This window comes from Klebsiella sp. CN_Kp113 (assembly GCF_040064585.1).
GTDB classification, from domain to species: domain Bacteria; phylum Pseudomonadota; class Gammaproteobacteria; order Enterobacterales; family Enterobacteriaceae; genus Klebsiella; species Klebsiella michiganensis.
In genome coordinates, this window is sequence record NZ_JBEAID010000052.1 from 1 (window position 1) to 25,556 (window position 25,556).

Annotated in this window: 25 protein-coding genes; 9 read left to right on the forward strand and 16 right to left on the reverse strand. The window is 58.7% G+C overall.

Features of this window, described 5'->3' with window-relative positions; genetic code table 11:
- Positions 1–190: 190 nt before the first annotated feature.
- On the reverse strand, positions 191–1,456 hold the full coding sequence (locus ABLV30_RS26345) for a 4-aminobutyrate--2-oxoglutarate transaminase (RefSeq protein ID WP_004116085.1): 1,266 nt from the start codon (positions 1,454–1,456) through the stop codon (positions 191–193).
- A gap of 117 nt (positions 1,457–1,573) precedes the next feature.
- Here ABLV30_RS26345 and ABLV30_RS26350 point away from each other — a divergent pair, with 117 nt between their 5' ends.
- Positions 1,574–3,088 (forward strand): PLP-dependent aminotransferase family protein, encoded by a 1,515-nt coding sequence (locus tag ABLV30_RS26350; protein WP_032751582.1) that lies wholly within the window; start codon positions 1,574–1,576, stop codon positions 3,086–3,088.
- Between the two features lie 32 nt (positions 3,089–3,120).
- Here ABLV30_RS26350 and rpoH read toward each other — a convergent pair whose 3' ends face one another.
- The 4 genes from rpoH to ftsY all read right to left on the reverse strand — a co-directional run bounded on the left by rpoH (position 3,121) and on the right by ftsY (position 7,471).
- The gene (gene rpoH, locus ABLV30_RS26355) at positions 3,121–3,975 is read right to left on the reverse strand and encodes an RNA polymerase sigma factor RpoH (RefSeq protein WP_004106554.1); all 855 of its coding nucleotides are present in this window, start codon (positions 3,973–3,975) and stop codon (positions 3,121–3,123) included.
- 256 nt (positions 3,976–4,231) lie between these two features.
- Positions 4,232–5,290, reverse strand: coding sequence for a permease-like cell division protein FtsX (ftsX, locus tag ABLV30_RS26360; protein WP_025106848.1), 1,059 nt, complete (start codon positions 5,288–5,290; stop codon positions 4,232–4,234).
- Complete coding sequence (gene ftsE, locus ABLV30_RS26365; RefSeq protein ID WP_004106557.1) at positions 5,283–5,951, reverse strand: cell division ATP-binding protein FtsE; 669 nt, start codon at positions 5,949–5,951, stop codon at positions 5,283–5,285. The genes ftsX and ftsE overlap by 8 nt, the downstream gene beginning before the upstream one ends.
- Positions 5,952–5,953: 2 nt before the next feature.
- Entirely contained in the window at positions 5,954–7,471 is a 1,518-nt protein-coding gene (ftsY, locus tag ABLV30_RS26370) for a signal recognition particle-docking protein FtsY (RefSeq protein ID WP_122117643.1), read from the reverse strand.
- Between the two features lie 192 nt (positions 7,472–7,663).
- Here ftsY and rsmD point away from each other — a divergent pair, with 192 nt between their 5' ends.
- Positions 7,664–8,260, forward strand: coding sequence for a 16S rRNA (guanine(966)-N(2))-methyltransferase (gene rsmD / locus ABLV30_RS26375; RefSeq protein WP_014227097.1), 597 nt, complete (start codon positions 7,664–7,666; stop codon positions 8,258–8,260).
- Positions 8,250–8,528, forward strand: coding sequence for a DUF1145 family protein (locus ABLV30_RS26380; protein WP_004106574.1), 279 nt, complete (start codon positions 8,250–8,252; stop codon positions 8,526–8,528). Before rsmD ends, ABLV30_RS26380 begins: the two co-directional genes overlap by 11 nt.
- A 14-nt stretch (positions 8,529–8,542) precedes the next feature.
- Here ABLV30_RS26380 and ABLV30_RS26385 read toward each other — a convergent pair whose 3' ends face one another.
- Entirely contained in the window at positions 8,543–8,902 is a 360-nt protein-coding gene (locus ABLV30_RS26385) for a DUF2500 domain-containing protein (RefSeq protein WP_025106846.1), read from the reverse strand.
- A gap of 142 nt (positions 8,903–9,044) precedes the next feature.
- Here ABLV30_RS26385 and ABLV30_RS26390 point away from each other — a divergent pair, with 142 nt between their 5' ends.
- Together ABLV30_RS26390 and zntA are read left to right on the forward strand one after the other, a co-directional pair.
- A complete protein-coding gene (locus tag ABLV30_RS26390) occupies positions 9,045–9,671 on the forward strand; it encodes a lysoplasmalogenase (RefSeq protein ID WP_004106578.1) in 627 nt (208 codons plus the stop codon).
- A 78-nt stretch (positions 9,672–9,749) separates the two neighbouring features.
- Complete coding sequence (gene zntA / locus ABLV30_RS26395; protein WP_348865693.1) at positions 9,750–11,954, forward strand: Zn(II)/Cd(II)/Pb(II) translocating P-type ATPase ZntA; 2,205 nt, start codon at positions 9,750–9,752, stop codon at positions 11,952–11,954.
- A 78-nt stretch (positions 11,955–12,032) separates the two neighbouring features.
- Here zntA and tusA read toward each other — a convergent pair whose 3' ends face one another.
- A complete protein-coding gene (gene tusA / locus ABLV30_RS26400; RefSeq protein ID WP_004106582.1) occupies positions 12,033–12,278 on the reverse strand; it encodes a sulfurtransferase TusA in 246 nt (81 codons plus the stop codon).
- 166 nt (positions 12,279–12,444) lie between these two features.
- Between tusA and ABLV30_RS26405 the strand changes: the two genes are divergently transcribed.
- Positions 12,445–13,110: a 7-cyano-7-deazaguanine/7-aminomethyl-7-deazaguanine transporter gene (locus tag ABLV30_RS26405; protein WP_025106844.1), complete on the forward strand. Its 666-nt coding sequence runs from the start codon at positions 12,445–12,447 to the stop codon at positions 13,108–13,110.
- 73 nt (positions 13,111–13,183) lie between these two features.
- A complete protein-coding gene (locus tag ABLV30_RS26410) occupies positions 13,184–13,741 on the forward strand; it encodes a DcrB family lipoprotein (protein WP_004855087.1) in 558 nt (185 codons plus the stop codon).
- Here the strand turns inward: ABLV30_RS26410 and ABLV30_RS26415 are convergent, their stop codons facing one another.
- Entirely contained in the window at positions 13,742–14,962 is a 1,221-nt protein-coding gene (locus tag ABLV30_RS26415) for an MFS transporter (protein ID WP_265801995.1), read from the reverse strand.
- Between the two features lie 132 nt (positions 14,963–15,094).
- Between ABLV30_RS26415 and ABLV30_RS26420 the strand changes: the two genes are divergently transcribed.
- The gene (locus ABLV30_RS26420) at positions 15,095–16,144 is read left to right on the forward strand and encodes an AI-2E family transporter (RefSeq protein ID WP_009654337.1); all 1,050 of its coding nucleotides are present in this window, start codon (positions 15,095–15,097) and stop codon (positions 16,142–16,144) included.
- Here the strand turns inward: ABLV30_RS26420 and arnF are convergent.
- From arnF to ABLV30_RS26460, 8 genes are all read right to left on the reverse strand, one after another.
- Entirely contained in the window at positions 16,141–16,524 is a 384-nt protein-coding gene (gene arnF, locus ABLV30_RS26425; RefSeq protein WP_004855095.1) for a 4-amino-4-deoxy-L-arabinose-phosphoundecaprenol flippase subunit ArnF, read from the reverse strand. The two genes, ABLV30_RS26420 and arnF, sit on opposite strands and share 4 nt — an antisense overlap.
- On the reverse strand, positions 16,524–16,862 hold the full coding sequence (arnE, locus tag ABLV30_RS26430; protein WP_032751588.1) for a 4-amino-4-deoxy-L-arabinose-phosphoundecaprenol flippase subunit ArnE: 339 nt from the start codon (positions 16,860–16,862) through the stop codon (positions 16,524–16,526). Before arnE ends, arnF begins: the two co-directional genes overlap by 1 nt.
- Positions 16,859–18,514, reverse strand: coding sequence for a lipid IV(A) 4-amino-4-deoxy-L-arabinosyltransferase (gene arnT / locus ABLV30_RS26435; protein WP_046877707.1), 1,656 nt, complete (start codon positions 18,512–18,514; stop codon positions 16,859–16,861). Before arnT ends, arnE begins: the two co-directional genes overlap by 4 nt.
- The gene (arnD, locus tag ABLV30_RS26440) at positions 18,514–19,416 is read right to left on the reverse strand and encodes a 4-deoxy-4-formamido-L-arabinose-phosphoundecaprenol deformylase (RefSeq protein WP_014227123.1); all 903 of its coding nucleotides are present in this window, start codon (positions 19,414–19,416) and stop codon (positions 18,514–18,516) included. The genes arnT and arnD overlap by 1 nt, the downstream gene beginning before the upstream one ends.
- Positions 19,413–21,398 (reverse strand): bifunctional UDP-4-amino-4-deoxy-L-arabinose formyltransferase/UDP-glucuronic acid oxidase ArnA, encoded by a 1,986-nt coding sequence (gene arnA, locus ABLV30_RS26445; RefSeq protein ID WP_032751591.1) that lies wholly within the window; start codon positions 21,396–21,398, stop codon positions 19,413–19,415. Before arnA ends, arnD begins: the two co-directional genes overlap by 4 nt.
- Entirely contained in the window at positions 21,395–22,378 is a 984-nt protein-coding gene (gene arnC / locus ABLV30_RS26450) for an undecaprenyl-phosphate 4-deoxy-4-formamido-L-arabinose transferase (protein WP_004126208.1), read from the reverse strand. The genes arnA and arnC overlap by 4 nt, the downstream gene beginning before the upstream one ends.
- 1 nt (position 22,379) lies before the next feature.
- Positions 22,380–23,519 (reverse strand): UDP-4-amino-4-deoxy-L-arabinose aminotransferase, encoded by a 1,140-nt coding sequence (arnB, locus tag ABLV30_RS26455; protein WP_004855110.1) that lies wholly within the window; start codon positions 23,517–23,519, stop codon positions 22,380–22,382.
- Between the two features lie 399 nt (positions 23,520–23,918).
- Positions 23,919–24,425, reverse strand: coding sequence for a phenolic acid decarboxylase (locus ABLV30_RS26460; RefSeq protein ID WP_025106840.1), 507 nt, complete (start codon positions 24,423–24,425; stop codon positions 23,919–23,921).
- 97 nt (positions 24,426–24,522) lie between these two features.
- Here ABLV30_RS26460 and ABLV30_RS26465 point away from each other — a divergent pair, with 97 nt between their 5' ends.
- Positions 24,523–25,383: a LysR family transcriptional regulator gene (locus ABLV30_RS26465; RefSeq protein ID WP_014227126.1), complete on the forward strand. Its 861-nt coding sequence runs from the start codon at positions 24,523–24,525 to the stop codon at positions 25,381–25,383.
- Positions 25,384–25,556: the final 173 nt, after the last annotated feature.

Genomic DNA, 25,556 nt, shown 5'->3' on the forward strand with positions numbered 1-25,556 from the left:
AACTTGTCGTCAAAATCGGTGTTGCAAAAACGGGAGTGACCATAGATTCCGTTTTATTCCGGCAGCGTACGCCGCCGGAAAAAAGGTGATATCAGGGTGAAATACCACTCACGCTGAGCATGACTGGTCAGAAAGCGGCGTCCTGTTTCTCTTCGGCTTCCCTGCCGCCGCAGCCTGACCGGGCGAAAAGTTAGCGCTTCAGCACGCGGGCCAGAATATCCAGCGCCTTCGTAAACTGCGCATCCGGAATCGTTAACGGATAGAGGAAGCGAATGACGTTGCCATAGACGCCGCAGCTCAGCAGCAGCAGGCCGTTCTCCTGGGCTTGTTGCTGGATTTGACGGGTGATCTCCGCCGACGGCTCGCCGGTTTGCGGATCGTTAAACTCCACCGCCACCATCGACCCCTGGCCGCGTACGTCAGCAATCGCCGGGCAGCTTTGACGCGCCTGATTCAGCACCTCTTTCAGATGGCTGCCTAAGCGCTCAGCGCGCTGGCACAGCTGTTCTTCTTCAATCACGTCCAGCACCGCGTGCGCCGCCGCGACCGCCAGCGGGTTACCGGCATAGGTGCCGCCCAGACCGCCCGGCGCAGGCGCATCCATCACCTCGGCGCGACCTACCACGCCGGAGAGCGGGAAACCGCCGGCCAGGCTTTTGGCCATCGTCATCAGGTCAGGCTTCACATCATAGTGCTGCATCGCAAATAGCTTGCCGGTGCGCGCAAAGCCGGTTTGTACTTCATCGGCAATCAGCAGAATGCCGTGGGTATCGCACAGCGCGCGCAGCGCCTGCATAAACTCAGGCGGGGCAACGTTAAAGCCGCCTTCCCCCTGAATCGGCTCCAGCACAATCGCCGCCACCTGATCGGCCGCGATATCGGCTTTGAAAATGCGCTCCAGGCTCTTCATCGCGTCGGCGGTGGTAATGCCATGGGCGGCGTTAGGGTAGACGGCGTGATAAACCGAGCCCGGGAACGGGCCGAAACCAATCTTGTAAGGCGCCACTTTGCCGGTCAGCGCCATGGTCATAAACGTACGGCCGTGGAAGCCGCCGCCGAAGGTAATCAACCCCGGACGGCCGGTATAAGCGCGCGCGATTTTCACCGCGTTTTCAACGGCTTCCGCCCCGGTGGTAAAGAACGCCGTTTTTGCCGGACCGTCAATCGGCGCCAGTTCGTTAATCCGCTCGGCCAGCGTGACATAGCTTTCGTACGGGACAATCTGGTAAGCCGTGTGGGTAAAGGCCTGCAGCTGCTGTTCAACGGCGGCAACGATTTTGGGGTGGCGATGGCCGGTATTCAGCACCGCGATGCCGGCGGCGAAATCGATCACCTCATTCCCTTCAATATCCCACAGCGTAGCGTTCTCCGCTTTCTCAACAAAGTAGCTGCACATCACCCCTACGCCGCGCGGAGTCGCCTGCTGGCGACGCTGATTCAGTTCTGAACTTTTCACCGAGAATCTCCTGTCATGTGTGTCACGTTATCGCAACAAATCCGAAACTATGTCGTTTATTTACACAGGATTTGGCCCTATAATCGAGTACCAATTCAGATTATCTGAGGGATCCAATTGCGTTCGCTTATCGCAGACCTGGTGCTGGTCAGATTGCAGAAAGAAACCGATCCGCTCCTGCACAAGCGCCTTTACAAGGCGATTCGCCACGCCATTCTGGATGGTTCTCTCCCGCCCCATAGCCGCCTGCCCCCTTCACGGGATCTGGCGGGAGAGCTGAAAATGTCTCGCAACACAATTTTAACAGTTTACGAACAATTGCTGGCTGAGGGGTATGTCGTGTCCCGTCGCGGCAGCGGAACATTCGTCGCGAAAACGCTGCCCGATATGTTTCTTCCAACCAGCAGCGCCAGTGAAAGCAGCCCTGCGCCAGCAGCCAGCGCGCCCATCTCCCGACGCGGCCAGCATCTGCTGGGGCACATCAGCGCCAGCCCGCGTCAGTGGGGGGCATTTATCCCCGGCGTACCGGACGTCAATGCGTTTCCCCACCCGCTGTTCAGTAAAATCCAGGCGCGTATCAGCCGCCGTCCAAAACCCGAACAGCTCAGCTATAGCTGTAACGGCGGAACGGCCGAGCTGCAGCACGCGTTGGTGGACTATCTGAGAGTAGCGCGCGGCGTTCAGTGCCAGGCAGATCAAATTCTTATTACTGAAGGGATCCATCAGGCTATCGACCTGATCACCCGCATGCTGTGCGACCGCGGCGATCTCGCCTGGGTGGAGGAGCCGTCCTACTGGGGCATTCGCCATGTGCTGGCGATGAATGAAGTGCGGGCCGAGCCCGTGGTGGTTGATGCCAGCGGCCTGTGCCCGCCCGAAAGCATAGCCGAAGCCCCGCGGCTGATCTTCGTTACGCCATCCCATCAGTACCCCCTCGGCGCGGTAATGAGCCTTGAGCGCCGACAGCGCCTGCTCACTCTGGCCCATCAGCACGGCAGCTGGATTGTGGAAGATGATTACGACAGCGAGTTTCGCTTTTCCGGTCAGCCGATCCCGGCGCTACAGGGCTTAGTCCCCGAAGCGCCGGTGGTCTACGTCGGTACGTTCAGTAAAACGCTCTACCCGGGGCTGCGGCTGGGCTACGTCGTGCTGCCTCGCCCGCTGGCGGCTGAACTCAAAAACGCCCACGCCGAGCTCTACCGCGGCGGCCATTCGCTTATCCAGCTGGCGCTGGCGGAATTTATCAACGCCGGTCATTACTCGGCACACATTCGCCGCATGCGCCTGCTCTACAGCCGCCGTCGCGTCTTTTTGACCGAGCTGATTCAGCGGCACTGCGGGCCGCACGCGCTGTCGGACTTCAGCGATAATGCCGGACTGCATCTGATCCTGAATTTGCCGGATGAGGCGGATGACGTGGCGATTGCCCGCGATGCCAACGCGCGCCATATTTTAGTGCGTCCGCTGTCGCGCTATTACCTGACGGCGCAGCGGAAGAAAGGGCTGTTGATGGGTTTTGCTTCGCAGCCGGAAACGCAGATGGAACCGGCGTTCAACGTCCTGCTTGAGTGTCTGAAAATGCACTGCCCGCAGGCGCTGGCGGAGGCAGAAAAACAAAACGCCCCATCGTAATGTGGGGCGTTATCGGGGGACTGGCGCTCAGATTAGGCTTCGATAGCGGCGCGCAGTTTTTTCATGGCGTTCTTTTCAAGCTGACGTACACGTTCAGCCGACACGCCGTAGCGGTCTGCCAGCTCCTGCAGCGTGGACTTGTTGTCTTCGTCCAGCCAGCGGGCGCGGATGATGTCCTGGCTACGTTCGTCAAGACCCTGCATCGCGTCGGTCAGCTTGTTTGCCGCCTGCTCTTCCCAGTTATCGTCTTCAATGCCGTCGGCAAAGTTAGACGTTTTATCCTGCAGATAGAGCACCGGCGCCATCGGCTGGCTATCGGACTCATCATCCGACGACATGTCGAAGGTCATGTCCTGCGCCGCCATACGTGACTCCATCTCACGCACGTCTTTGCTCGACACGCCCAGCTCGCGGGCCACCATTTCGACTTCATCCTGGTTAAACCAGCCCAGACGCTGCTTGGTTTTGCGCAGGTTAAAGAACAGCTTACGCTGTGCTTTCGTGGTCGCGACCTTCACGATACGCCAGTTACGCAGCACGTATTCATGAATTTCCGCTTTGATCCAGTGCACGGCGAAGGAAACCAGACGCACGCCCACTTCCGGGTTAAAACGGCGCACGGCTTTCATCAGGCCAATGTTGCCTTCCTGAATCAGATCCGCCTGCGGCAGGCCATAGCCCGAGTAGTTACGAGCAATATGAACAACAAAGCGCAGGTGAGACAGGATCAGCTTTTTCGCTGCTTCCAGATCGCCCTGGTAATGCAGCTTTTCAGCAAGCTCCCGCTCTTCATCAGCCGATAACATCGGCCAAGTGTTAGCAGCCCGGATGTACGATTCCAGGTTACCAACGGGGGCTAAGGCTAAAGTTTGCATATCTTTGGTCATTCAAATCCTCTCAATCGATATCTTCTGGCATCTTTCTGTCCTCACAACGGAGCAACAAACATGCCAGCATTGATGAGCAACGAGAATATCACTCACATTAGTATCAGACAGTGATTTTATCCACAAGTTCCATGCAATGATGTGAATAGATTACGCACAAAATGTGACATGGTTATGAAGTTTAGGGAAGCGTCGACAGGGACTCTTTCCCTGCAGAGAGATATTCAGTGCAGGGAAAGATTATACCAGATTTTTACTACTCGGGAGTAAAGTGACGTAAATGTTGAACGGTTGCCAGCCAGGCGGCGACCCAGCCAATCATCGAGCAAACAATCAGCATCAGCAGGCACTCGTCAAAGCCTAAGCCGCTGAGTTCAAACTGCGTGCCGAAGACTTTCGCCACTTCGGTGACCGCCGACGACAGGCGCATGACCATAATTTCCGACAGGATCAGCGACAGAAACGCGCCGGAGAACCCCAGCAGCGCCCCACCGTAAAGGAACGGACGCAGAATAAAGCCGTCGGTCGCGCCAATCAGTTTCTGCACGTTAATGGTATCGCGGCGGGCGAAGATGCTCAGACGCACGCTGTTGCCGATCACCAGGAAGACCGCCGCCACCATCAGTACGCCGATCATCGCCGAAACGCGTCCAACCAGCCCGGTCAGCGACGAGAGGCGCGCAAACCAGCTGTCATCCATACGCACTTCATCAACGCCCTGAACGTGGCTCACGCGGTCGCGCAGCGTGTTCAGCGCTTCAACGCTCTGGAAATCAATCTTCGGCACCACGATCGCCACCGCCGGCAGCGGGTTCTCTTCCAGCATATCCAGCGCGCCGCCGAAGCCTGACCAGTTGCGGAATTCGCCAAGGGCTTCATCGCGCGACAGATAGTTAACCTTCTCGACGCCCTGCTCCGCCTGCAGCTGGCCGACTACCCGCGCAGCGGCGTCGTCATCCAGCGTTTTTTCCAGATAAACAGTGATTTGCGGCGTGGGATAATACTGCGACGCCGCGGTGCTGACGTTTTTGTAGACCATGTAGCACACGCTTGGCAGGGTCAACGAAATGGCGATCACCATCACCGTCAGAAACGTCGCCAGCGGCGTGCTTTTCAGATCCTGTACCGCGCCGTGCCAGGCGTAGCGCACCTGTTCATTGAATACGTTGCTCTTGCGGGAAGCCGGATTCGGCGCCGCTTTTGGCCGCTTCGACGCATTGCGCCCGCCGCTACCGCCCGCTCCGCCCGCATTGCGGAAACGGTCGAATCGATTGCCGAATCGGCGAATGTGGTTCATTGCCTCGCGCTTATTCACCGATGTGGCCTCCATGCATATGCCCCTCGCTGAGGGACAGGACGCGGTACGGACGACTGGAGATAAGCCCCAGGTCATGCGTCGCCATCAGCACCGTCACCCCAACGCGGTTAAACTCTTCAAACAGACGTAAGATCCCTTCCGACAGCGCCTCGTCGAGGTTACCGGTCGGTTCATCCGCCAGCAGGACCGCAGGTTTGTTCACCACCGCGCGGGCGATGCCCACGCGCTGTTGTTCCCCGCCTGAAAGCTGAATCGGCAGGTTTTTCGCTTTGTCCAGCAGCCCGACTTTATCCAGCGCCGCCGAGACGCGACGACGGATATCATCCCCGCTGGCGCCGGCGATAATCAGCGGGATCGCTACATTATCGTAAACGGTTCGGTCCATCAGCAGATGGTGGTCCTGGAAAATCATGCCAATCTGACGGCGCAAAAACGGCACCTCGCGGCTCTTCAGGCGGCTAATATCATGGCCGCCGAAAAGGATTTTGCCGGCGCTGGGCCGTTCGATACCGCAGATAAGCTTCAGCAGGGTACTTTTCCCCGCGCCGGAATGGCCGGTCAGAAACGCCATCTCGCCCGCCTGCAGGTGGAACGTCACCCCCTGCAGCGCTTGTCTCCCACCGAGATAGGCTTTGCTGACTTGTTCAAAGCGAATCATTTTTAATCCTCTCGGGCAAAAAGTGCCTCAATAAAGTCGCCCGCATTAAACGGACGCAGATCTTCAATACGTTCGCCAACACCGATGTAGCGAATCGGAATACCGAACTGATCGGCAACCGAGAAGATAACCCCGCCCTTGGCGGTCCCATCCAGCTTAGTCAAGGTAATACCGGTCAGTCCAACCGCCTCATGGAACAGTTTGGCCTGGCTAATCGCGTTCTGCCCGGTGCTGGCGTCAATGGTCAGCATAACTTCATGCGGCGCATCGACATCGAGTTTTTTCATGACGCGGACAATCTTCTTCAGCTCTTCCATCAGGTGCGATTTATTCTGCAGACGACCCGCGGTATCGGCAATCAGGACGTCAATATTGCGCGCCTTCGCCGCCTGGATGGCGTCGAAAATGACCGATGCCGAATCCGCGCCGGTGTGCTGGGCAATCACCGGAATATTGTTGCGCTGCCCCCAAACCTGGAGCTGCTCAACCGCCGCCGCGCGGAAAGTATCCCCCGCCGCCAGCATCACCGACTTGCCCTGCTGCTCGAACTGACGCGCCAGCTTGCCGATGGTGGTGGTTTTACCGACGCCGTTGACGCCGACCATCAGAATCACAAACGGCGTTTTGCCTTCTACGTTCAGCGGCTCATCCACTTTCGCCAGAATATCGCCCATCTCTTCTTTCAGCAGGCCGTACAGCGCCTCGGCGTCGCGCAGCTGCTTGCGGCTGGCGTCGTTGGTAAGACGCGTGATGATCTTACGCGTGGTTTCCACGCCGACATCGGCAATCAGCAGCTGCTCTTCCAGCTCTTCAAACAGATCATCGTCGATTTTCTTACCGCGGAACAGACTGATAAATCCGGAACCGAGGTTCTGTTTGGTTTTTACCAGGCTGCGTTTGAGGCGGGCGAAGAAACCTTCTTTGGTCGGTTTTTCCTGCTCTAACGGCGTCACGACGGTTTCGTCCGGCACCACTTCAACGGCGTTTTCTGCCGCATCGGCCGCCGCCAGAGCCTGTGCTTCCAGCTCTTCATCGGTGATATCGGCCTCAGCCTCTTCTACCGTTTCGTCTGGTTCCGGCTGGTCAACGGCGGTTTCTTCAATAACTGCCGTTTCCGGTTCGGTAATGACCTCTTCCGGCGTCTGTTCAGCGACGACTTCAGCCACTACCGGCTCGGCGATGACCTCTTCCACCAGCGGCTCAGCGACCGTCTCTTCAACCGCGGGCTGCTCCGCTATCTCCTCAACCGCCGGGGAGTCGACAACCGCCTGCGGCTGTTCGCTCTCCACAACCTGCTCGGTCACCTCAACCACCTCGGCGGCAAAGGCTTCGGCATCCTGTTTCTCTGTCGCAGTGGCGTCGACCGTTTCCGGCGCAACCGCAGGCGCTTCGCTTTCCTGAGCCGGTTCTTCAACCTCTTGCTGGGCTTCTACTTTTTGTTCTGTTTCGCTTTCCTGCGCCTGTTCTTTTTGACCAAAGCCCAGCCAGGAAAAGAAGCCACGTTTTTTGTCTTTCGCCATTTGCGACTACACTCCTCGCTGTTAATTCATGGCACAGCTTCGGCCAGTAGGTAGCGGAAGCTGAAAAATGATGAAATTAGTCGGATAGTCTACCACTTAACTTAACTCGCATCACCGCCCCCGGATTAAGGTTTCGTCAACCGCCGCCGATCGTTAGAATAGCAGCCCGGAAGTTGAGACTTGAGCAAAGAGATGAAGAAACCAAACCACGCGGGCAGCGGCCAGATCCGTATTATCGGCGGGCAATGGCGGGGCCGTAAACTCCCGGTGCCGGAGAGCCCGGGTCTGCGCCCGACCACCGACCGGGTGCGCGAAACGCTATTTAACTGGCTGGCGCCCTCGATCGTTGACGCGAACTGCCTCGACTGCTTCGCCGGCAGCGGCGCGCTGGGCCTTGAAGCCCTCTCCCGCTATGCGGCCAGCGCCACGCTGCTGGAAATGGAACGCGGCGTCGCGCAGCAGCTGCAAAAAAATCTGGCGACCCTCAAAGCCAGCAACGCTAAGGTGGTCAATACCAATACTTTAGCGTTTCTTGCTCAGGCGGGCACGCCGCATCACATCGTGTTTGTCGATCCCCCGTTTCGTAAAGGACTGCTTGAAGAGACGCTAAAGCTGCTGGAAAACAACGGCTGGCTTAGCGATGAAGCGCTTGTCTACATTGAGAGTGAAGTCGAAAACGGTTTACCGCCGGTGCCGATGAACTGGCACGTCTATCGTGAAAAAGTGGCCGGACAGGTCGCCTACCGTCTCTATCAACGTGAGGCCCAAGGAGAAAACCATGCTGATTAATTTTGGCCGCTTGCTGATGCTGTGCGTGTGGGCGTTTTTATTGCTGAACCTGTTTCAACCGTTCCCAAAACCGCTGAACATCTTCGTTAACGTGGCGCTGATCTTTATGATTCTGATGCACGGCCTGCAGCTGACGCTGCTCAAGGCGACGCAGACGAAAGAGATGCCGCCGCTGGGGCGCTTCGAGCAGATTCGTATTTTCATCTTCGGCGTGTTCGAACTGGTCGCCTGGCAGAAAAAGCTCAAGGCGACCCTGAAGAAGAAGTAATGCCAGGAAAAGGTTCAGGGGTCTGGCGTAAAGCCCATAAACCGCGAACCTTTATAGCTCAGGACGCCCTTATCGCCGACGCTTAGCGCATGATACTGCGGCGCCTGCAGACGAAAAACCACTTCCAGCCCGCCGCTTTCCGGCCTGAAGCTTGCTTCATAACGCATTTCGCTACCGGCAGGCGCCACCGTCTGCTGGCGCGAACGGCGATCGTTAATCACCTTCTCCCGCTTATTGCTCACCACCACCCGTTTTTGCAACAGCGGCGCGGCATCGTTATCCATTTTTTCCCGACGCTGCTGCACATAGCGATACGACGCGGCAATCGCAATGATGGCAACGGCAACCATAAAAAACAGCGGAACTTTACTCATTCACCTTGCCCCCAGGAATTATCAGGAATAAGCATACTGTGGCTTGATTATCATTGTCATCTTCCTCTGCAAACCACTACACTGAGATTCAGTACTGTAAGTACAATCACTTACGTAATGATAACAGATACAGGGACTTACTATGCTTTGGTCATTTATTGCTGTCTGTTTCTCCGCATGGCTTTACGTCGATGCGTCCTATCGTGGGCCTGCCTGGCGTCGCTGGGTGTTTAAACCCGTCACGCTGATCCTGCTTCTGTTACTGGCCTGGCAAGCGCCTATGTTTAACGCCATCAGCTATCTGGTGCTGGCCGGGCTTTGCGCCTCGCTGGTCGGCGATGCGCTGACCCTGCTGCCGCGGCAGCGGGTAATGTACGCCGTGGGGGCGTTCTTTCTCTCGCATCTGCTCTACACCATCTGGTTTGCCAGCCAGCTGACGCTATCTTTCTTCTGGCCGCTGCCGCTGGTGCTGCTGATCCTCGGCGCGCTGCTGCTGGCGATTATCTGGACGCGTCTGGAAGAGATGCGGATGCCGGTGTTTACCTTTATCGCGATGACGCTGGTGATGGTCTGGCTGGCCGGGGAGCTGTGGTTCGCCCGCCCGACGGATACCGCCCTGTCCGGCTTCGCTGGCGCGGCATTCCTGCTGCTCGGCAACGCGGTCTGGCTCATCAGCCATTATCGCCGCCGCTTCCGCGCTGACAACGCCATCTCCTCGGCATTTTACTTCGCCGGGCACTTCCTGATCGTCCGCGCGCTCTATTTGTAATTAAGCGCTTGACTCTGGAGTCGACTCCAGAGTGTATCCTCCGGGTAATGAGAAAATTATCATTACCCGGAGGGTCCTATGTCGGCTCCAGAATCGCAGGATAAAAAAGTCCCACACTTCTCATCGTTAAAATTTACCCCTGCCGCGCAGCCTGCGGAAAGCTGCTGCGCGGACCACGCCTGCAGCAGCGAAACCGCCGCTGAAAACGATGCGCTGAGTCACGCGCGCTTTAGCTGGCTGGTAGAAGGCATGGACTGCGCGGCCTGCGCCCGCAAGGTCGAAACCGCCGTTCGCCAGGTGCCGGGGGTCAGCCAGGTGCAGGTACTATTCGCCACCGAAAAGCTGCTGGTCAACGCCGAGGGCAATGTCCGCCCGCAGATCGAAAGCGCCGTGCGCGCCGCGGGCTATCAGCTGCGTGATGAAAACGCGCCACGGGCAGAGGAGCCCACCTCGTGGCTGCGCGAGAATCTGCCGCTCCTCACCCTCGTCGCCATGATGGCGCTCAGCTGGGGGCTGGAGCAGTTCAGCCCGCCTCTGGGCGAAATTGCCTTCATCGCAACCACGCTGGTCGGCCTGTGGCCGGTCGCCCGGCAAGCAATACGCCTGATCAAAAGCGGAAGCTGGTTCGCCATTGAAACCCTGATGAGCGTCGCAGCCATCGGCGCGCTGTTTATCGGCGCCACCGCCGAAGCGGCGATGGTCCTGCTGCTGTTCTTAATCGGCGAACGTCTTGAGGGCTGGGCCGCCAGCCGCGCGCGGCAAGGCGTCAGCGCCTTGATGGCGCTGAAACCCGACACGGCAATCCGCGTGCGCGACGGCGTGCGTGAAACCGTAGCCCAGCGCGACCTGCGCCCCGGCGACGTGATTGAAGTCGCCGCCGGAGGCCGCCTGCCCGCCGATGGCCAGCTGCTCTCGCTCTTCGCCAGCTTCGATGAGAGCGCGCTAACCGGTGAATCCGTACCGGTGGAGCGTAACGCCGGGGAACGCGTGGCGGCCGGCGCGACCAGCGTCGATCGTCTGGTACAGCTGACGGTGATCTCCGAACCGGGCGACAGCGCTATCGATCGCATCCTTAAGCTGATTGAAGAAGCGGAAGAGCGCCGCGCGCCGATTGAGCGCTTTATCGATCGCTTTAGCCGCATCTATACCCCGGCGATTATGGTGGTCGCGCTGCTGGTGGCCATTGTTCCGCCGCTGCTGTTTGCGGGCGCATGGCTGCCGTGGATCTATAAAGGTTTAACGCTGCTGCTGATTGGCTGTCCGTGCGCGCTGGTGATCTCAACCCCGGCGGCGATTACCTCCGGGCTGGCGGTGGCGGCGCGTCGCGGCGCGCTGATTAAAGGCGGCGCGGCGCTGGAGCAGCTGGGCCGCGTGCGCCAGGTGGCGTTTGATAAAACCGGCACCCTGACCATCGGCCAGCCGCGCGTCACCGCGGTGATGACGACCGCAGACATCGGCGAAAACGAGCTGCTGGCGCTGGCGGCCGCCGTGGAGCAAGGCTCCAGCCACCCGTTAGCCCAGGCCGTCGTACGTGAGGCGGAGCAGCGGCAGCTGGTCATTCCGCCGGCAAGCGGCCAGCGCGCGCTGGCCGGATCCGGCATTGAGGCGCAGGTTGAAGGACGTCAGGTGCTGATTTGCGCCGCGGGTAAAAACCGCGATCCACAGTACGATGAACCTATTCAGCAGCTGGAGAGCGCGGGGCAAACCGTGGTGCTGGTGATGCGCGATGAGGCGCTGCTGGGGATTGTGGCGCTGCGCGATACGCTACGCGATGATGCTCGCCAGGCGGTGGATGAACTCCATCAGTTAGGCGTTCAGGGAATCATACTGACCGGCGACAATCCGCGCGCGGCGGCGGCTATCGCCAGCGAACTGGGGCTGGCGTTCCGCGCCGGGCTGCTGCCTGCGGATAAAGTGCAGGCGGTGATGGCGCTTAATACCCAGTCGCCGCTGGCCATGGTCGGCGACGGGATCAACGACGCGCCGGCGATGAAAGCGGCGACCATTGGCATCGCGATGGGCAGCGGCACCGACGTCGCTCTGGAGACCGCCGATGCGGCATTGACCCACAACCGCCTCACCGGACTGGCGCAGATGATTTCGCTGGCGCGCGCCACTCACGCCAATATCCGGCAGAATATCGCTATCGCGCTGGGTCTGAAGGGGATTTTCCTCGTCACCACCCTGCTCGGCCTCACCGGCCTGTGGCTGGCGGTGCTGGCGGATACCGGGGCGACGGTGCTGGTCACCGCTAACGCGCTGCGGCTGCTACGTAAGAAGTAGGGACAATACCCGGGGGCGGCGCTTGACGCGCCTTGCCCGGGCTACAGGTTCGTGCGGTCTGGTTTTTTGTAGCCTTGCTCAGTGGCTTTTACGGATCAGATAGCGGTACGGCAGCGCCTCGGTTTCCTGCGCCAGCAGCTCATGCTCCATAAAACGGCAGAAACCGGGAATATCGCGGGTCGTCGCCGGATCGTCGGCCACGATTAGCAGCGTCTCGCCCACCGGCATCGTGCGCACGGTCTTGCGCACCATCATCACCGGTTCCGGGCAACGAAGCCCCTGCGCATCAAGCGTATGGTCAGGGCTGGAGAAAAGTTCGCTCATTTTCATCTCACATTAACAAAACGGCCCTAGTTTACCCCCAGTTCGCCAGTACGCAAGCCAGGTTAACGTTTGCGCGAAAAACAACCATTGCAATACGCTCGCAACGCAGTATCATGCAGCCGTTTTTATTGGGTTCCCTCACCCCAACCACTAAAAAGGTCACAATATGAGTCCGTTTACTACCGTACAGCGTAAAAAAGCGCTGATCTGGCTATCGCTTTTCCATCTGCTGGTCATCACTTCCAGTAACTATCTGGTGCAGCTGCCGATCTCCATCTTTGGTTTTCATACCACCTGGGGCGCGTTCAGCTTTCCGTTTATTTTCCTCGCCACCGACCTGACGGTGCGGATTTTCGGCGCTCCGCTGGCGCGACGCATTATCCTCGCGGTCATGATCCCGGCGCTGGTTATCTCCTACGGGGTTTCCGCGCTGTTCTATATGGGCGAGTGGCAGGGGTTTGCCGCATTAACCAGCTTTAACCTGTTTGTCGCCCGTATCGCCGCCGCCAGCTTTATGGCCTACGCGCTGGGGCAAATCCTCGACGTCCACGTCTTTAACCGCCTGCGTCAAAACCGCCGCTGGTGGCTGGCGCCCACGGCATCCACCCTTTTTGGTAACGTCAGCGATACGCTGGCCTTCTTCTTTATCGCCTTCTGGCGCAGCCCGGACCCGTTTATGGCGGCGCACTGGGGCGAAATCGCCATCGTCGACTACTGCTTCAAGGTGCTGATTAGCATCGTATTCTTCCTGCCGATGTACGGCATGTTGTTGAATATGCTGCTGAAAAAACTGGCAGATAAATCTGATTTATCCGCATTGCAGCCAGGTTAAGAGTACTCACGAAACGATGTGATAAGATAAGCGAATGAGCCGTTAATGGCCGTTTATCGAAAGGAAGATGTCAATGCGCAATTTGGTTAAATATGTCGGTATTGGCCTGCTGGTTGTAGGTCTTGCGGCCTGTGATAACAGCGATACAAAAACGCCGACTGCCGGGGCTGCTGCGGAAAGCAACGCCAGCGGGCAACCTATTAGTCTGCTGGATGGCAAACTGAGCTTCTCCCTGCCAGCCGGTATGACCGACCAGAGCGGCAAGCTGGGCACCCAGGCCAACAATATGCACGTCTATTCTGATGCCACCGGCCAGAAAGCGGTGATCGTGATTGTGGGTGACAATACCAACGAGGAGCTGGCGGTGATGAGCCAGCGTCTGGAAGAGCAGCAGCGCAGCCGCGACCCGCAGCTGCAGGTCGTGAGCAATAAATCCATTGAGATCAAAGGCCACACGCTGCAACAGCTGGACAGCATCATCTCCGCCAAGGGTCAGACCGCCTGGTCTTCCGTCCTTCTCGGCAAGGTTGATGACAAACTGCTGACGCTGCAAATCACATTGCCAGCGGATAACCAGCAGCAGGCGCAGACCGAAGCGGAAAACATTATCAACACCCTCGTCATCCAGTAACTACTGACCTGACGCCGCGGCCTCCGGTTCATCGACCGGGGGCCGTTTTTTTAACCGCCATCCCAGCAGCAGCGCCACCGCAACCAGCCCCGCCGTCGCCAGATAGATCGATGAAATGCCCGCCCACGCCATCAGCAGCCCGGCGAGCGGACCGGTGATCCCCAGCGAGAGATCCATAAATACCGTATAGGTTGCCAGCGCCGACCCCTGGTTCTGCTGCGGTACGGCCTTCACCGCCACCACGCCAAGCGCCGGGAACACCAGCGAAAAACCGGCTCCGGCAAAGAAAGTGCCGATTTTCGCCATCAGCGGCGTCTCCGCCAGGCCCACTAACAGCAGCCCAATAATCTCGACGACAAAACAGAGCATCGCCACGTTCAGCCCGCCGAGGCGGTTAATTCCGTTGGGGAACAGCAGGCGAGTGCCGACGAAGGCGCAGCTAAACAGCATCAGGGCGAAGGCCGCGCCGTCCCAGCCTTTAGCATCATAAAACAGAGTGATAAAGGTGGCGATAACGCCAAAACCCGCCGAAGCCAGGGCCAGCGCCATGCCGTAGAGCCAGACGCGCCCCAGCACCGCGCGAAACGACATCGCTTTACCCTTGCCCGCTTTGACCGCCGCCCGCGGCAACGCGCACAGCACGGCCACCAGGGCGACCGCCATAATGGTCAACGCCAGCCCGTGCAGGCCAATCAGCGAGTAGCAGAGCACGCCGAGCGGCGCGCCCATCGCCATCGCTCCGTAGGTGACAATGCCGTTCCAGGAGATAACCCGCCCGATATGCAGCGAACCGACTACCCCGACGCCCCACAGCGTGGAGCCGGTTCCCGCGAAGCTCTGCCCGATGCCGAGGATAATCCGGCCAAGGCACAGCAGCGCCAGGCTAACCACGGGCAAGCCGCCGAAGAGCGCCGCCAGCAGATAGCCGAGTCCGCTCAGAAAGCAGCCGCACAGGCCGAAAATGACGATCTTTTTTGGCCCCAGAAGATCGGCATAGCGCCCGGCGTGAGGGCGGCTGAGCAGCGTAGCGAAGTACTGGAGGCTAATCACCAGCCCGGCCCAAAAGGCGCTAAACCCCATCACATCATGAACATAGCCGGGCAAGACCGCCAGCGGCAGGCCAATGGTCAGGTAGCTGGCAAAGTTAAAAATCACGACAGAGACAATCCGCAGATTGAGGCGCAATCCATTAAGCGCCGGTTCGGCGACGGTTTCGGGCATCGGGTTCCACCAGATTTTTACAACTGTGTTTCATTTCTACCACGCCACACGTTATAAATCAGCAGCCAGATTAGGATTCCTGGCAGCAAGCCAGCCGCTACACTTAATGAAAATCATAGAAAGGAAGAGTGAATGACAACCCCTCAGCCCGATAAAACGGGCATGCATATTCTGCTCAAACTGGCGTCACTGGTGGTTATCCTCGCCGGTATTCACGCCGCGGCAGATATCATCGTGCAGCTATTACTGGCGCTGTTCTTCGCCATTGTCCTCAACCCTCTGGTCACCTGGTTTATTCGCCGCGGCGTGCGTCGCCCGGTCGCCATTACTATCGTGGTGGTGGTGATGCTGATCGTGCTCACCGCGTTAATTGGCGTACTGGCCGCGTCGGTTAACGAATTTGTCGCCATGATGCCAAAATATAATAAAGAGCTGACGGCAAAAGTCCTGCGGCTGCAGGAGGCGCTGCCCTTTTTGCATATTCATATGTCCCCGGAGCGTATGCTGCAACGCATAGACTCCGACAAGCTGATGACGTTCACGACCACCCTGATGACCGGGCTGTCCGGCGCCATGGCCAGCGTCGTTCTGCTGGTTATGACGGTGGTATTTATGCTTTTTGAAGTCCGGCATGTGCCCTATAAACTCCGTTTTGCCCTCAACAACCCGCAAATCCACATCGCCGGTCTTCATCGGGCGTTAAAAGGCGTTTCGCATTATCTGGCGCTGAAAACGCTGCTCAGCCTGTGGACCGGGGTGATTATCTGGTTAGGGCTGATGCTGATGGGGGTGCAGTTTGCGCTGATGTGGGGCGTGCTGGCTTTTCTGCTGAACTATGTGCCTAACATTGGCTCGGTGATTTCCGCCGTCCCGCCGATGATCCAGGCGTTACTTTTTAACGGATATTATGAATGCCTGCTGGTCGGCGCACTCTTTTTAGTCGTGCACATGATTATCGGCAATATTCTCGAACCCCGCATGATGGGCCACCGGCTGGGCATGTCTACGCTGGTGGTTTTCCTCTCGTTGCTGGTCTGGGGATGGCTGCTTGGCCCGGTGGGAATGCTGCTGTCGGTACCGTTAACCAGCGTGTGTAAAATATGGATGGAGACCACCAGGGGCGGCAGTAAGTTAGCCATCCTGCTCGGGCCCGGGCGCCCCAAAAGCAGGCTACCGGGCTAGCCCTGCCGCTTCACCGGCCAGAAGATCGTCAGCACCCCGGCGACAATCAGCAGCACGCCCAGCAGCGATTGCCAGTGGAAAGGCTCATGCCAGCCGGGGAGCCAGATGGCGGCGGCCCATACCAGGATGTAGCTCAGGCTCAGCAGCGCGTAGGCTTTCGCCAGCGGCAGTTGATGGAGGGCGAAGTACCAGCAGACCATCGACAGCAGGTAACCCATAAGCCCGAACGCCAGGCCAAACGTGCCCGCCCGCAGATGCAGCAGATGGTTGAGGAAGGTGAATATCTCCGTCAGCGGCGGGAGCTCGACCATCGCGCTGCGCAGCAGCAGCTGCGCGCCGCTCGCCAGGCCGACGCTGAACAACGCCCAGATTAAGCCCATCAGATACGGCTCCCGAGAATAACGATCCCAACGACGATGAGTCCCACGCCAAGCCAGTGGCGACGCGCGACCGGCTCGCGCCAGATCCCCCACGCCGCCAGCGTCACCCAGACGAAGTTCAGGCTCAGCATGGGATAGGCGATGCTGACCGGGATCGACTGCAGCACGCTAAGCCACAGCAGCATGCTGCAGCCGAGAGAGAGCAGCGCGAGCCCCAGCCAGACAAGGATATGGTACCCGCGCCGCCCGGATTTGGACGGGCGGGTCGCCTGTTTCTGGCACAGCTGTCCGGCGCAGCTCAGCAGGCTGGCGAAAACCAGACAGATCCAGACGCTCATTGCGGCAGATACTGGATATACACCACGCGCCCAAGCTCGTAGGAGCTATCCGGTTTCGGTAGCGCTAAATCAGCCATACTTTCTCCTTTATCCATCAGCAGAACCAGCGAGACGGGGCCCTGTTGGCGGTGCGTCGCTAGCCAGTCAGCAAAATGGGCTTGATCGACAAACTGGTGCTGCGCGTCCGGCCAGGAGAGACCGTACTTCAGCTCGCCCTGCTTGTCGAACAGAATGATATCGCTGCGCTTGAGCTCCCACGACAGCCCGCCGGCGATACCGACGTTATTGGTCAACACGTAGCGGCTCGGGGTCAGCGATTCGCTGACGATATCCACCAGGAACTGCGGCTGCTTGCTGTCGATCACCCGATCCGGGATAGCGAAGCCCACCAGCAGCGCCAGCCCGAGCGGGCAGCAGGCGGCGAGGGTCCAGCGGCGGCCGTTGTCCTTCATCGCCAGCCAGCCCATCAGCGCCCAGCAGCCAAATATCAGCGCCGCCAGCAGGCACTTATAGAGCTCAATATGGCTCCATACCGGCTTGTGCATAAAGCCCCACGGCGAAACCACCAGCACGGCGACCAGGCCAATCAGGCCAAAGGCCAGGTTGATCGCGCCGTTAATTTTCAGCGCCTTCGCCCCCGCCTTCGCCGCGTCCAGCGCGTAGCGCGCCATCAGAATCGACAGGGGAGCAAAACAGGGCAGGATATAGGTTGGGAGTTTACCCTTAGCAATGCTGAAGAACAGGAACGGCATCGCCACCCATCCGAGCAAATAGAGCGCACCGCGCGACTCATCGCGTTCGGTCCAGCCGCGCTTGAGCGCACCCGGCAGCAGCGCCAGCCACGGCAGGCTGCCGGCAATCAGGAACGGAATGTAGTACCAGAACGGCGCTTTATGCTGGGCATCTTTTTCCGCGAAACGCTGGATATGCTCCACCCAGAAGAAGTAGCGCCAGAAGTCCGGCTCGCGTTTGGCGATGGCAAGACCCCACGGCAGCACCACCAGCGCGCAGACGCCCACCGCCAGCCAGCCGTAAGTCAACACTTCGCGCCAGCGCTTACGCGCAATCACCCACGGTAGTACCCCGACCACCGGCACCGCCAGCGCGAGGAAGCCTTTGGTCATCACCCCCATCCCGCAGGCCACGCCGAGTAAAACATAGCCGAGAATTTTGCCGCCGTGGCTTTGGGCCTGCGCCGCGCCCCAGAAGCTGCACATCGCCAGCGCCATCCACATGGTGATCATCGGGTCGAGCACCGCGTAGGTGCCGATACCGTAAACCAGCAGCGCGGTCAGGAAGATCGCCGGTGACAGGATCGCGACGCGTTTATCGCGGAAAAGACGCCATGCCAGCCAGGCGACCAGCAGAGCGGTGACGGTAATGGAAAACACCACCCCAAAGCGGACGGCAAAATTATTGTGGCCGAATAGCCACTGGCCGATGCTGTTGATCCAGTAGCCGGCAATGGGCTTTTCAAAGTAGCGCAGCCCGAGGAAATGCGGCACCACCCAGTCGCCGGTCGCCAGCATTTCGCGGCTGATCTCCGCGTAGCGGGTTTCATCAGGCTGCCAGAGCAGGCGGAAGTTAAGCGGCAGTAAATAGTAGAGGACAAAAAGGGCGACCAGAGAGGCGCCGTAGCGAATGCTTTTCATCAAACACCCGAATTGAGTAATTGTTCACGTCCAAGCCAGCCTTCCCGGCCGGCCAGTTCACCACGAACCACTTTACCTCGCGGCAGCACGCTAAAATCGGCGGGCAGCAGCTGGCTTAGCGGGCAAAACCGGATCTCTTCCTGTGCGGCCATGGTCAGCAGTTCATCAAACTGCTCCGCGAAGGCGATGCCTTCCACTTCGGCATGGATGGTATAGACCGGCGTCCCCGCGTCGCGATGGATGCAGTCCAGCAGATAGCGGTTGAAGCCCGCACTATCCACCGCGTTGCCCACCACTTCATCCCAGGTCGGTAAGGTTACCGGGATCTGCACGGTTCCCGGCGCGCCGTTCCCCAGCTGCGGCAGAAAAGGCCCGGTCCCCCGGCAGTCGCTGTTATAGAGGAAATCGAAAGCCTCTTTGGCTTTGATCACCCGCTGATCGGCACGCCAGCCGGCAACGGCGGAACAGGTTACCGGGCGACCGATAATCCGCTCCAGCTCCAGCAGCCCGCGTTCAACCTCCAGCGTCAGCCTTTCCTGCGGCCAGACGCCGCTCCACGCCTGCCAGCTATAGTGATCCCAGGCGTGCAGGCCGACTTCATGCTCCTGCGCGGCGGCGCGGATAACGTCCTCATTCCCGGCGCCGATCCTGCGCCCTGGCCAGGCGGTACCGGCCAGCAGGATATCCCAGCCGTACAGCGACGCGGCCTTTGAGCGCAGCATCTTCCACAGAAACTTCGGTTTTATCAGGCGCCAGATATGGCGCCCCATGTTGTCCGGCCCGACGCTGAAAAAGAAGCTTGCCTGAATCCCGTGCTGGCTCAGCAGAGCCAGCAGCCGCGGGACCCCGTCCCGCGTGCCGCGAAAGGTATCGACATCTATGCGTAAGCCGACCTGTTTCATGATTTTCCGCTGTCCGTCAGCTCAACCGTGCGCAGGAAGAAGTCCAGGGTGTGTTCCACGGTCTCTTCCATTTCCACCGTTGGCACCCAGTTCAGGCAGCGCTTCGCGTTGCGAATGCTCGGCTTACGATGTTCGACGTCCTGGTAGCCTTTACCGTAGTAATCGCTGCTTTCCACTTCGCGGAACCCGGCAAACGGCGGGAAGCGGTCGCGCAGCGGATGGCGTTCAAAGCAGGCCAGCAGCATTTCCGCCAGCTCTTTGATACTCGCTTCGTTATCCGGGTTGCCGATGTTGATGATCTGCCCGTCGCAGCGGCCGTCTTTGTTCTCAATGATGCGGAACAGCGCTTCGATACCGTCGCTGATATCGGTAAAACAGCGTTTCTGCTTACCGCCCTCAATCAGCTTGATCGGCGAACCTTCAACCAGGTTCAGGATCAGCTGGGTGATGGCGCGAGAGCTACCGATGCGCGCGGCGTTGAGGTTATCGAGGCGCGGCCCCATCCAGTTAAACGGACGGAACAGGGTAAACTTCAGGCCGTTCTTATCGCCGTAGGCCCAGATCACGCGGTCCAGCAGCTGCTTGGAGACCGAGTAGATCCAGCGCTGTTTGTTAATCGGCCCGACCACCAGATTGGAGGTATCTTCATCGAAGTTATTGTCGGTGCACATGCCGTACACTTCCGAGGTCGACGGGAAGATGATGCGCTTATCGTATTTCACGCAGTCGCGGATAATCTTCAGGTTCTCTTCGAAATCCAGCTCAAACACGCGCAGCGGGTTGCGGGTATATTCGATTGGCGTGGCAATCGCCACCAGCGGCAGGACCACGTCGCACTTCTTAATGTGGTACTCGATCCACTCGGAGTGGATGCTGATATCGCCTTCAACGAAGTGGAAGCGCGGGTTGTCGAGGAAGCGGCTGATAGCGTCGGAGCCAATGTCCAGGCCGTAAATCTCGTAGTTGTCGTCCTGCAGCAGACGCTCGGTCAGGTGGTTGCCGATAAAGCCGTTCACCCCGAGGATCAGCACGCGGGTACGGCGCTTAATCGCCACCACCGGTTTGCTGCTCAGCACCGCGCCGGCAACCAGGCCAAGCGCCTGCGCCAGCTGCGTACCCTGCATATAAACGCCGCGCTCGGTCTGCCCGGTAACGATTTCTAACGCCCCTTCCTGGCAGGCGACCACCAGCGGCGCAACGGAGATCACCGTCCCCGCTTTGGCGGCGGCCAGATCGTGGCGCACGCGGGATTTCCAGACGATAAACTTGTTCGCGCCGGCGTAGCCGAACGCGCCCGGCCACGGATCGGAGACCGCACGGACGAGGTTGTGCAGCGTCTGGGCCGAGCGTTCCCAGTCGAGGCGACCGTCTTCCGGCGTACGGCGACCGACGTAAGTCGCCAGGCTTTCATCCTGGGCGCGCTCTTCGGTTTTGCCGTCGCGGATGGCGGGCAGCGCCTGAGCCAAAAGTTCCGACGCCGCGGAACAGAGCTTACGGTGCAGCGCCAGCGCCGCGTCATCCGCGCCGATCGCGACGCTTTTCTGCGCCACGATATTGCCGGCATCGGCGCGGTTAACCATACGGTGCAGCGTCACGCCGGTTTCGCTTTCGCCGTTCACCAGCACCCAGTTCAGCGGCGCGCGGCCGCGGTATTTTGGCAGCAGTGAACCATGCAGGTTAAAAGCCCCCTGCGGCGCAATATTCAAAATGTCATCGCACAGCAGGTTGCGGTAGTAGAACGAGAACAGCACGTCCGGTTTAATCTCACGGATACGTTCGATCCACAGCGGATGATTCACATCTTCCGGCGCCCATACCGGGATGCCTTGCTCAGCGGCAATACGCGCCACGGAGCCAAAAAAATGGTTTTCGCCAGGGTTATCCGGATGGGTAAAAATAGCGGCGATGTCATAACCGGCATCCAGCAGAGACTGAATACCTGCACAACCCATATCGTGATAAGCGAAGACTACGGCTTTCATGAACGATCTTCCTCTTGAGATGCCGTTTCCGGCTGGCGAACAACACGTTGAATAAAGTAGCGGGGGCGGGCGCGGACATCGTTATAGATGCGGCCGATATACTCCCCGAGCAGGCCCATCCCGACGAACTGGGCGCCGATAAACATGAACAGCACCGCGAACAGCATGAACACCCCTTCCGCCGCCCACTGGGGACCAAACACCAGACGCAGCACCACCAGCATCAGGCCGAAGGCGAAGCCCAGCAGAGCGATGACGCTGCCGAACAGGCTCAGCAGGCGCAGCGGCGTGGTGGTCAGGCAGGTCACCAGGTCGTACATCAGGTTAATCAGGCGCATAAAGCTGTATTTGGAATCGCCGAATTCGCGCTCGGCGTGCATCACCGGGATCTCAACCGCCCGGCGGGCAAAAGTGTTCGCCAGAATCGGGATAAACGTACTGCGCTCATGGCAGTTGAGCATCGCGTCGATGATATGGCGGCGATAGGCGCGCAGCATGCAGCCATAGTCGCCCATCGCTTTACCGGTGGTGCGCTGGATCAGGCGGTTGATCATCTTCGAGGCGCTTTTACGGAAGAAGGTGTCCTGGCGGTTCTGGCGCACGGTACCGACCACGTCGTAGCCCTCATCGGCCTTCTCGACCAGGCGCGGGATCTCTTCCGGCGGGTTTTGCAGGTCGGCATCAAGGGTAATGATCAGGTCACCGGTAACGTGGCTGAAGCCCGCCATAATCGCCGAGTGCTGACCATAGTTGCGGTTCAACAGGACCGCCACCACGTGGCTGCCTTCGGCCTCGGCGGCTTCGGTGAGCATTCGCGCCGAGTCATCGCTGCTGCCGTCGTCGACCAGCAGAATTTCATATTGCCGTCCGAGCGTCGCGCAGGCGGTGTCGGTGCGGCGGATAAGCTCCGGCAGGCTCTCCTGTTCGTTATACACAGGAATAACGACCGAGACCTTTTTCACGGGAGGATAGCTAAACATATCAACGTCCTGACAGCTGGTGCAGTGCGGAAATGACCCGAGTGACATCGTCATCGGTCATATCCGGGAACAACGGAATGGAACAAATGCGCGCGCTGTTCCATTCCGTATGCGGTAATGAAACTTCAGGGAAACGCTCGCGGTAATACTTTTGCGTATGGGCCGCGCGGAAGTGCAGGCCGGTGCCAATGCCCATGGCCTTCAGTCTTTCCATCAGCGCATCGCGGCTGATGCCGCAGGCGGCTTCGTCAACGCGGATAATAAACAGGTGCCAGGCGTGCTGATGCTCCCACGACGGCGCCACCAGCGGCCTGAAGGGCGTATCCGCCAGCTCGCGCAGATAGCGTTGCGCAATGGCGGCGCGGCGCTGATTGGCGTGGGCGAGCTTATCCAGCTGCACCAGCGCCAGCGCGGCGTTGATATCCGCGAGATTGTATTTAAAGCCCGGCGAAATCACCTCCGCCTGCGGGGCGCGGCCCAGGGTCTGGCGGTCATAAGCGTCAACGCCGAGGCCGTGGAACTTCAGGCTGCGAATGCGCGCGGCCAGTTCGTCATCGTCGGTCACCACCAGCCCGCCTTCGGCGCAGGTCATATTCTTGATCGCATGGAATGAGAAAATGGCGGTACCGCGCCACCCGACGTGGCGGCCTTTGTAGTACGTCCCCGCCGCGTGGGCGGCATCTTCAATCACCGGAATAGCGTGACGCTCGCCAATCGCGCGAATGGCGTCAATATCCGCCGGTGCGCCAGCATAGTGCACAGGGATAATGGCTTTGGTTCGCGGGGTGATTGCCGCTTCAACCGCTTCGGGGGTAATCATCAGGTTATCGGGATCGACATCGATCATCACCGGGGTCGCGCCGAGCAGGCAGATCATGTTCAGCGTGGAGACCCAGGTCTGGGAAGGGGTGATCACTTCATCGCCCGCACCGATACCCAGCCCCATCAGCGTGACGTGCATGCCGCCGGTCGCCGAACTGACGGCGATGGCGTGACGGTTGCCGGTTAACGTGCAGAACGCCTCTTCCAGCGCCTGATTTTTCGGTCCAGTGGTGATCCAGCCCGATTGCAAAACTTCACGCAGCGCAGCCAGCTCTGCGTCGCCCATCGACGGGCGCGAAAACGGCAAAAAATCGCTCATCATGTTCCTGTTCTGTGAATGACCCGCGAAAAACCGGGTCGATAAGAAATATCCTGCACCTGCTGACCTAAACAAAATGAAAATGAAAGCGAAATCAGCCCGATGGCGCATTTCATTATTTTGTATTCAGATGTTATTAAATTTAGTCAGATTTGCTTAGGATAATATTAAGAAATTAATATTAATTAGATATGCATGATGATTTTGTTAAAAATCATTGAGATAGAGTGGAATTTATCGCAGAAAAAGGCGCTATAGCGTTCCCGCCGGACGGAGAAATAGCGGGAACGCATTGGCGAAAAGTAAACGGATGCTCAACCAGATTCCAATAAGCTATCTTTAAACATCGTTCAGCAAATATAAAAAATCCAGTCGAATCACGAAACTATTTCAAAATGATTACAGGTTGGCAGGAAAGTTGTCAGGTAATTCGTTAGCCGGGCAATTAATCACTTCGTCATTATCCGCACCGCAATCGCGCACAAAAGTGATGGTGGCAAACTCATCAATCACTTCTGTCGGATAAGCCGGACCGGCTTCACGATAAGAGACCATCAGCGGAATATGATCGTTCTGGAAGCAGACGGTTTTCTCCGGGTTATTCATTACCCAGCGCGGGAAAAAGATGGTGCCGTGAAACAGTTTGTCGCCGAGGTTAACGATCAGGCTCACGTCGGTACCGGTCGGTTCGGTCCAGGAAATTTTGTAGATGCTTTCGCCGACGCGAACGATATAAGCCTGCTGATCTTTCACCCAACGATTCGCGACGATACCGCTGTGAATACGATAATCCAGGGTGGTGCCGTTTTTAACGTAAATTTCGTAGTTCCAGCCATTATCGTAGGTATAAACCAGATGTTTGCCGATAAAACCGCTCAGGTCATGTTTGTCGAATGTGCTCATAATCTGTTCTCCTCTGTTTGTTGAGAACAAGCATACTGCTTTAAAAAATGGATGAATAACGCTATGTTTGGATTAAACTCATTCACTTTTTAGATTGATTATGCACAAGACTACGCTGGAACAATGGGCGCTGCTGGAGAAAGTTGTCGAGCTGGGTAGCTTCGCGAAGGCGGCGGACGAGACCCACCGCAGCCAGTCGTCGGTGAGCTATAATCTCGCGCTGTTGCAGGAGCGGCTGGGCGTCACGCTGCTGACGCCATCGGGCCGTCGCGCGGTGCTGACCCCGGCAGGCGAGCTGCTGCTCGGCCAGGTTAAGCCGCTGCTGCAGGCCTTCTCTTATGTCGAAACCCATGCCGCCACCCTGCGAGACGGCGCCCGGACCCGGCTGGATCTGGTGGTCGACAGCATTTTCCCACGCCAGCGGCTGTTCGCCATTCTGCGCCAGTTTCAACAGCGTTACCCGCAAACTCAGGTCAGGTTGACCGAAGTGCTGGAAAACGTTGAGGAAGAGCATCCGGCCCGCACCGAGGCGGACGTGATGGTGCTGACCCGCCGTCAGGATATTACCGGCCGTGGCGAATGGCTGATGAACATTGATTTTGTCGCCGTCGCCCATCGCGATCATCCACTCTCCGCGCTGGCGGGGCCGCTGGACGACAGCGCGCTGGCCCCCTGGCCGCTGGTGCGCATCGCCGACCGCAGCAACGACCCGCAATCTTCCCGCGATGCATGGACGTTTTCCACTATTGATGCCGCCATCGATGCGGTGCTGTATCAGGTCGGGTTTGGCTGGCTGCCGGAAGAGCGCATTGGCCCACAGCTTCAACAAGGGGTGCTGAAGGCGCTGCCGCTGGGACACGGCGCGCGGCGGGCAACGCCGCTGCACCTGATCGTTAAGCGTGATTTAACACCTATTGATGAGCAGGTCGCCACGCTGCTGGATCTGTTCAGAGCGCCCTGATGGGCTTGTTTACCCGGCTCGCGCTGCGCTTAGCCGGGCTACAGATTCACTGCGGTCTGCTCCCGGGGGCGGCGCTTAACGCGCCTTGCCCGGGCTACAAGGTCCCCGCCGTCTGCGAGCCGGTAGATACTGTGAACGCCTGCAACCATTTTTAGTTGCCGATACTTTCTCCG

Coding starts and splice junctions, on each gene's coding strand:
- rpoH (WP_004106554.1), bottom strand. CDS start 3,975: ATGACCAAAGATATGCAAACTTTAGCCTTAGCCCCCGTTGGTAACCTG.
- ftsE (WP_004106557.1), bottom strand. CDS start 5,951: ATGATTCGCTTTGAACAAGTCAGCAAAGCCTATCTCGGTGGGAGACAA.
- ftsY (WP_122117643.1), bottom strand. CDS start 7,471: ATGGCGAAAGACAAAAAACGTGGCTTCTTTTCCTGGCTGGGCTTTGGT.
- rsmD (WP_014227097.1), top strand. CDS start 7,664: ATGAAGAAACCAAACCACGCGGGCAGCGGCCAGATCCGTATTATCGGC.
- ABLV30_RS26380 (WP_004106574.1), top strand. CDS start 8,250: ATGCTGATTAATTTTGGCCGCTTGCTGATGCTGTGCGTGTGGGCGTTT.
- ABLV30_RS26385 (WP_025106846.1), bottom strand. CDS start 8,902: ATGAGTAAAGTTCCGCTGTTTTTTATGGTTGCCGTTGCCATCATTGCG.
- ABLV30_RS26390 (WP_004106578.1), top strand. CDS start 9,045: ATGCTTTGGTCATTTATTGCTGTCTGTTTCTCCGCATGGCTTTACGTC.
- zntA (WP_348865693.1), top strand. CDS start 9,750: ATGTCGGCTCCAGAATCGCAGGATAAAAAAGTCCCACACTTCTCATCG.
- tusA (WP_004106582.1), bottom strand. CDS start 12,278: ATGAGCGAACTTTTCTCCAGCCCTGACCATACGCTTGATGCGCAGGGG.
- ABLV30_RS26405 (WP_025106844.1), top strand. CDS start 12,445: ATGAGTCCGTTTACTACCGTACAGCGTAAAAAAGCGCTGATCTGGCTA.
- ABLV30_RS26410 (WP_004855087.1), top strand. CDS start 13,184: ATGCGCAATTTGGTTAAATATGTCGGTATTGGCCTGCTGGTTGTAGGT.
- ABLV30_RS26415 (WP_265801995.1), bottom strand. CDS start 14,962: ATGCCCGAAACCGTCGCCGAACCGGCGCTTAATGGATTGCGCCTCAAT.
- ABLV30_RS26420 (WP_009654337.1), top strand. CDS start 15,095: ATGACAACCCCTCAGCCCGATAAAACGGGCATGCATATTCTGCTCAAA.
- arnF (WP_004855095.1), bottom strand. CDS start 16,524: ATGGGCTTAATCTGGGCGTTGTTCAGCGTCGGCCTGGCGAGCGGCGCG.
- arnE (WP_032751588.1), bottom strand. CDS start 16,862: ATGAGCGTCTGGATCTGTCTGGTTTTCGCCAGCCTGCTGAGCTGCGCC.
- arnT (WP_046877707.1), bottom strand. CDS start 18,514: ATGAAAAGCATTCGCTACGGCGCCTCTCTGGTCGCCCTTTTTGTCCTC.
- arnD (WP_014227123.1), bottom strand. CDS start 19,416: ATGAAACAGGTCGGCTTACGCATAGATGTCGATACCTTTCGCGGCACG.
- arnA (WP_032751591.1), bottom strand. CDS start 21,398: ATGAAAGCCGTAGTCTTCGCTTATCACGATATGGGTTGTGCAGGTATT.
- arnC (WP_004126208.1), bottom strand. CDS start 22,378: ATGTTTAGCTATCCTCCCGTGAAAAAGGTCTCGGTCGTTATTCCTGTG.
- arnB (WP_004855110.1), bottom strand. CDS start 23,519: ATGAGCGATTTTTTGCCGTTTTCGCGCCCGTCGATGGGCGACGCAGAG.
- ABLV30_RS26465 (WP_014227126.1), top strand. CDS start 24,523: ATGCACAAGACTACGCTGGAACAATGGGCGCTGCTGGAGAAAGTTGTC.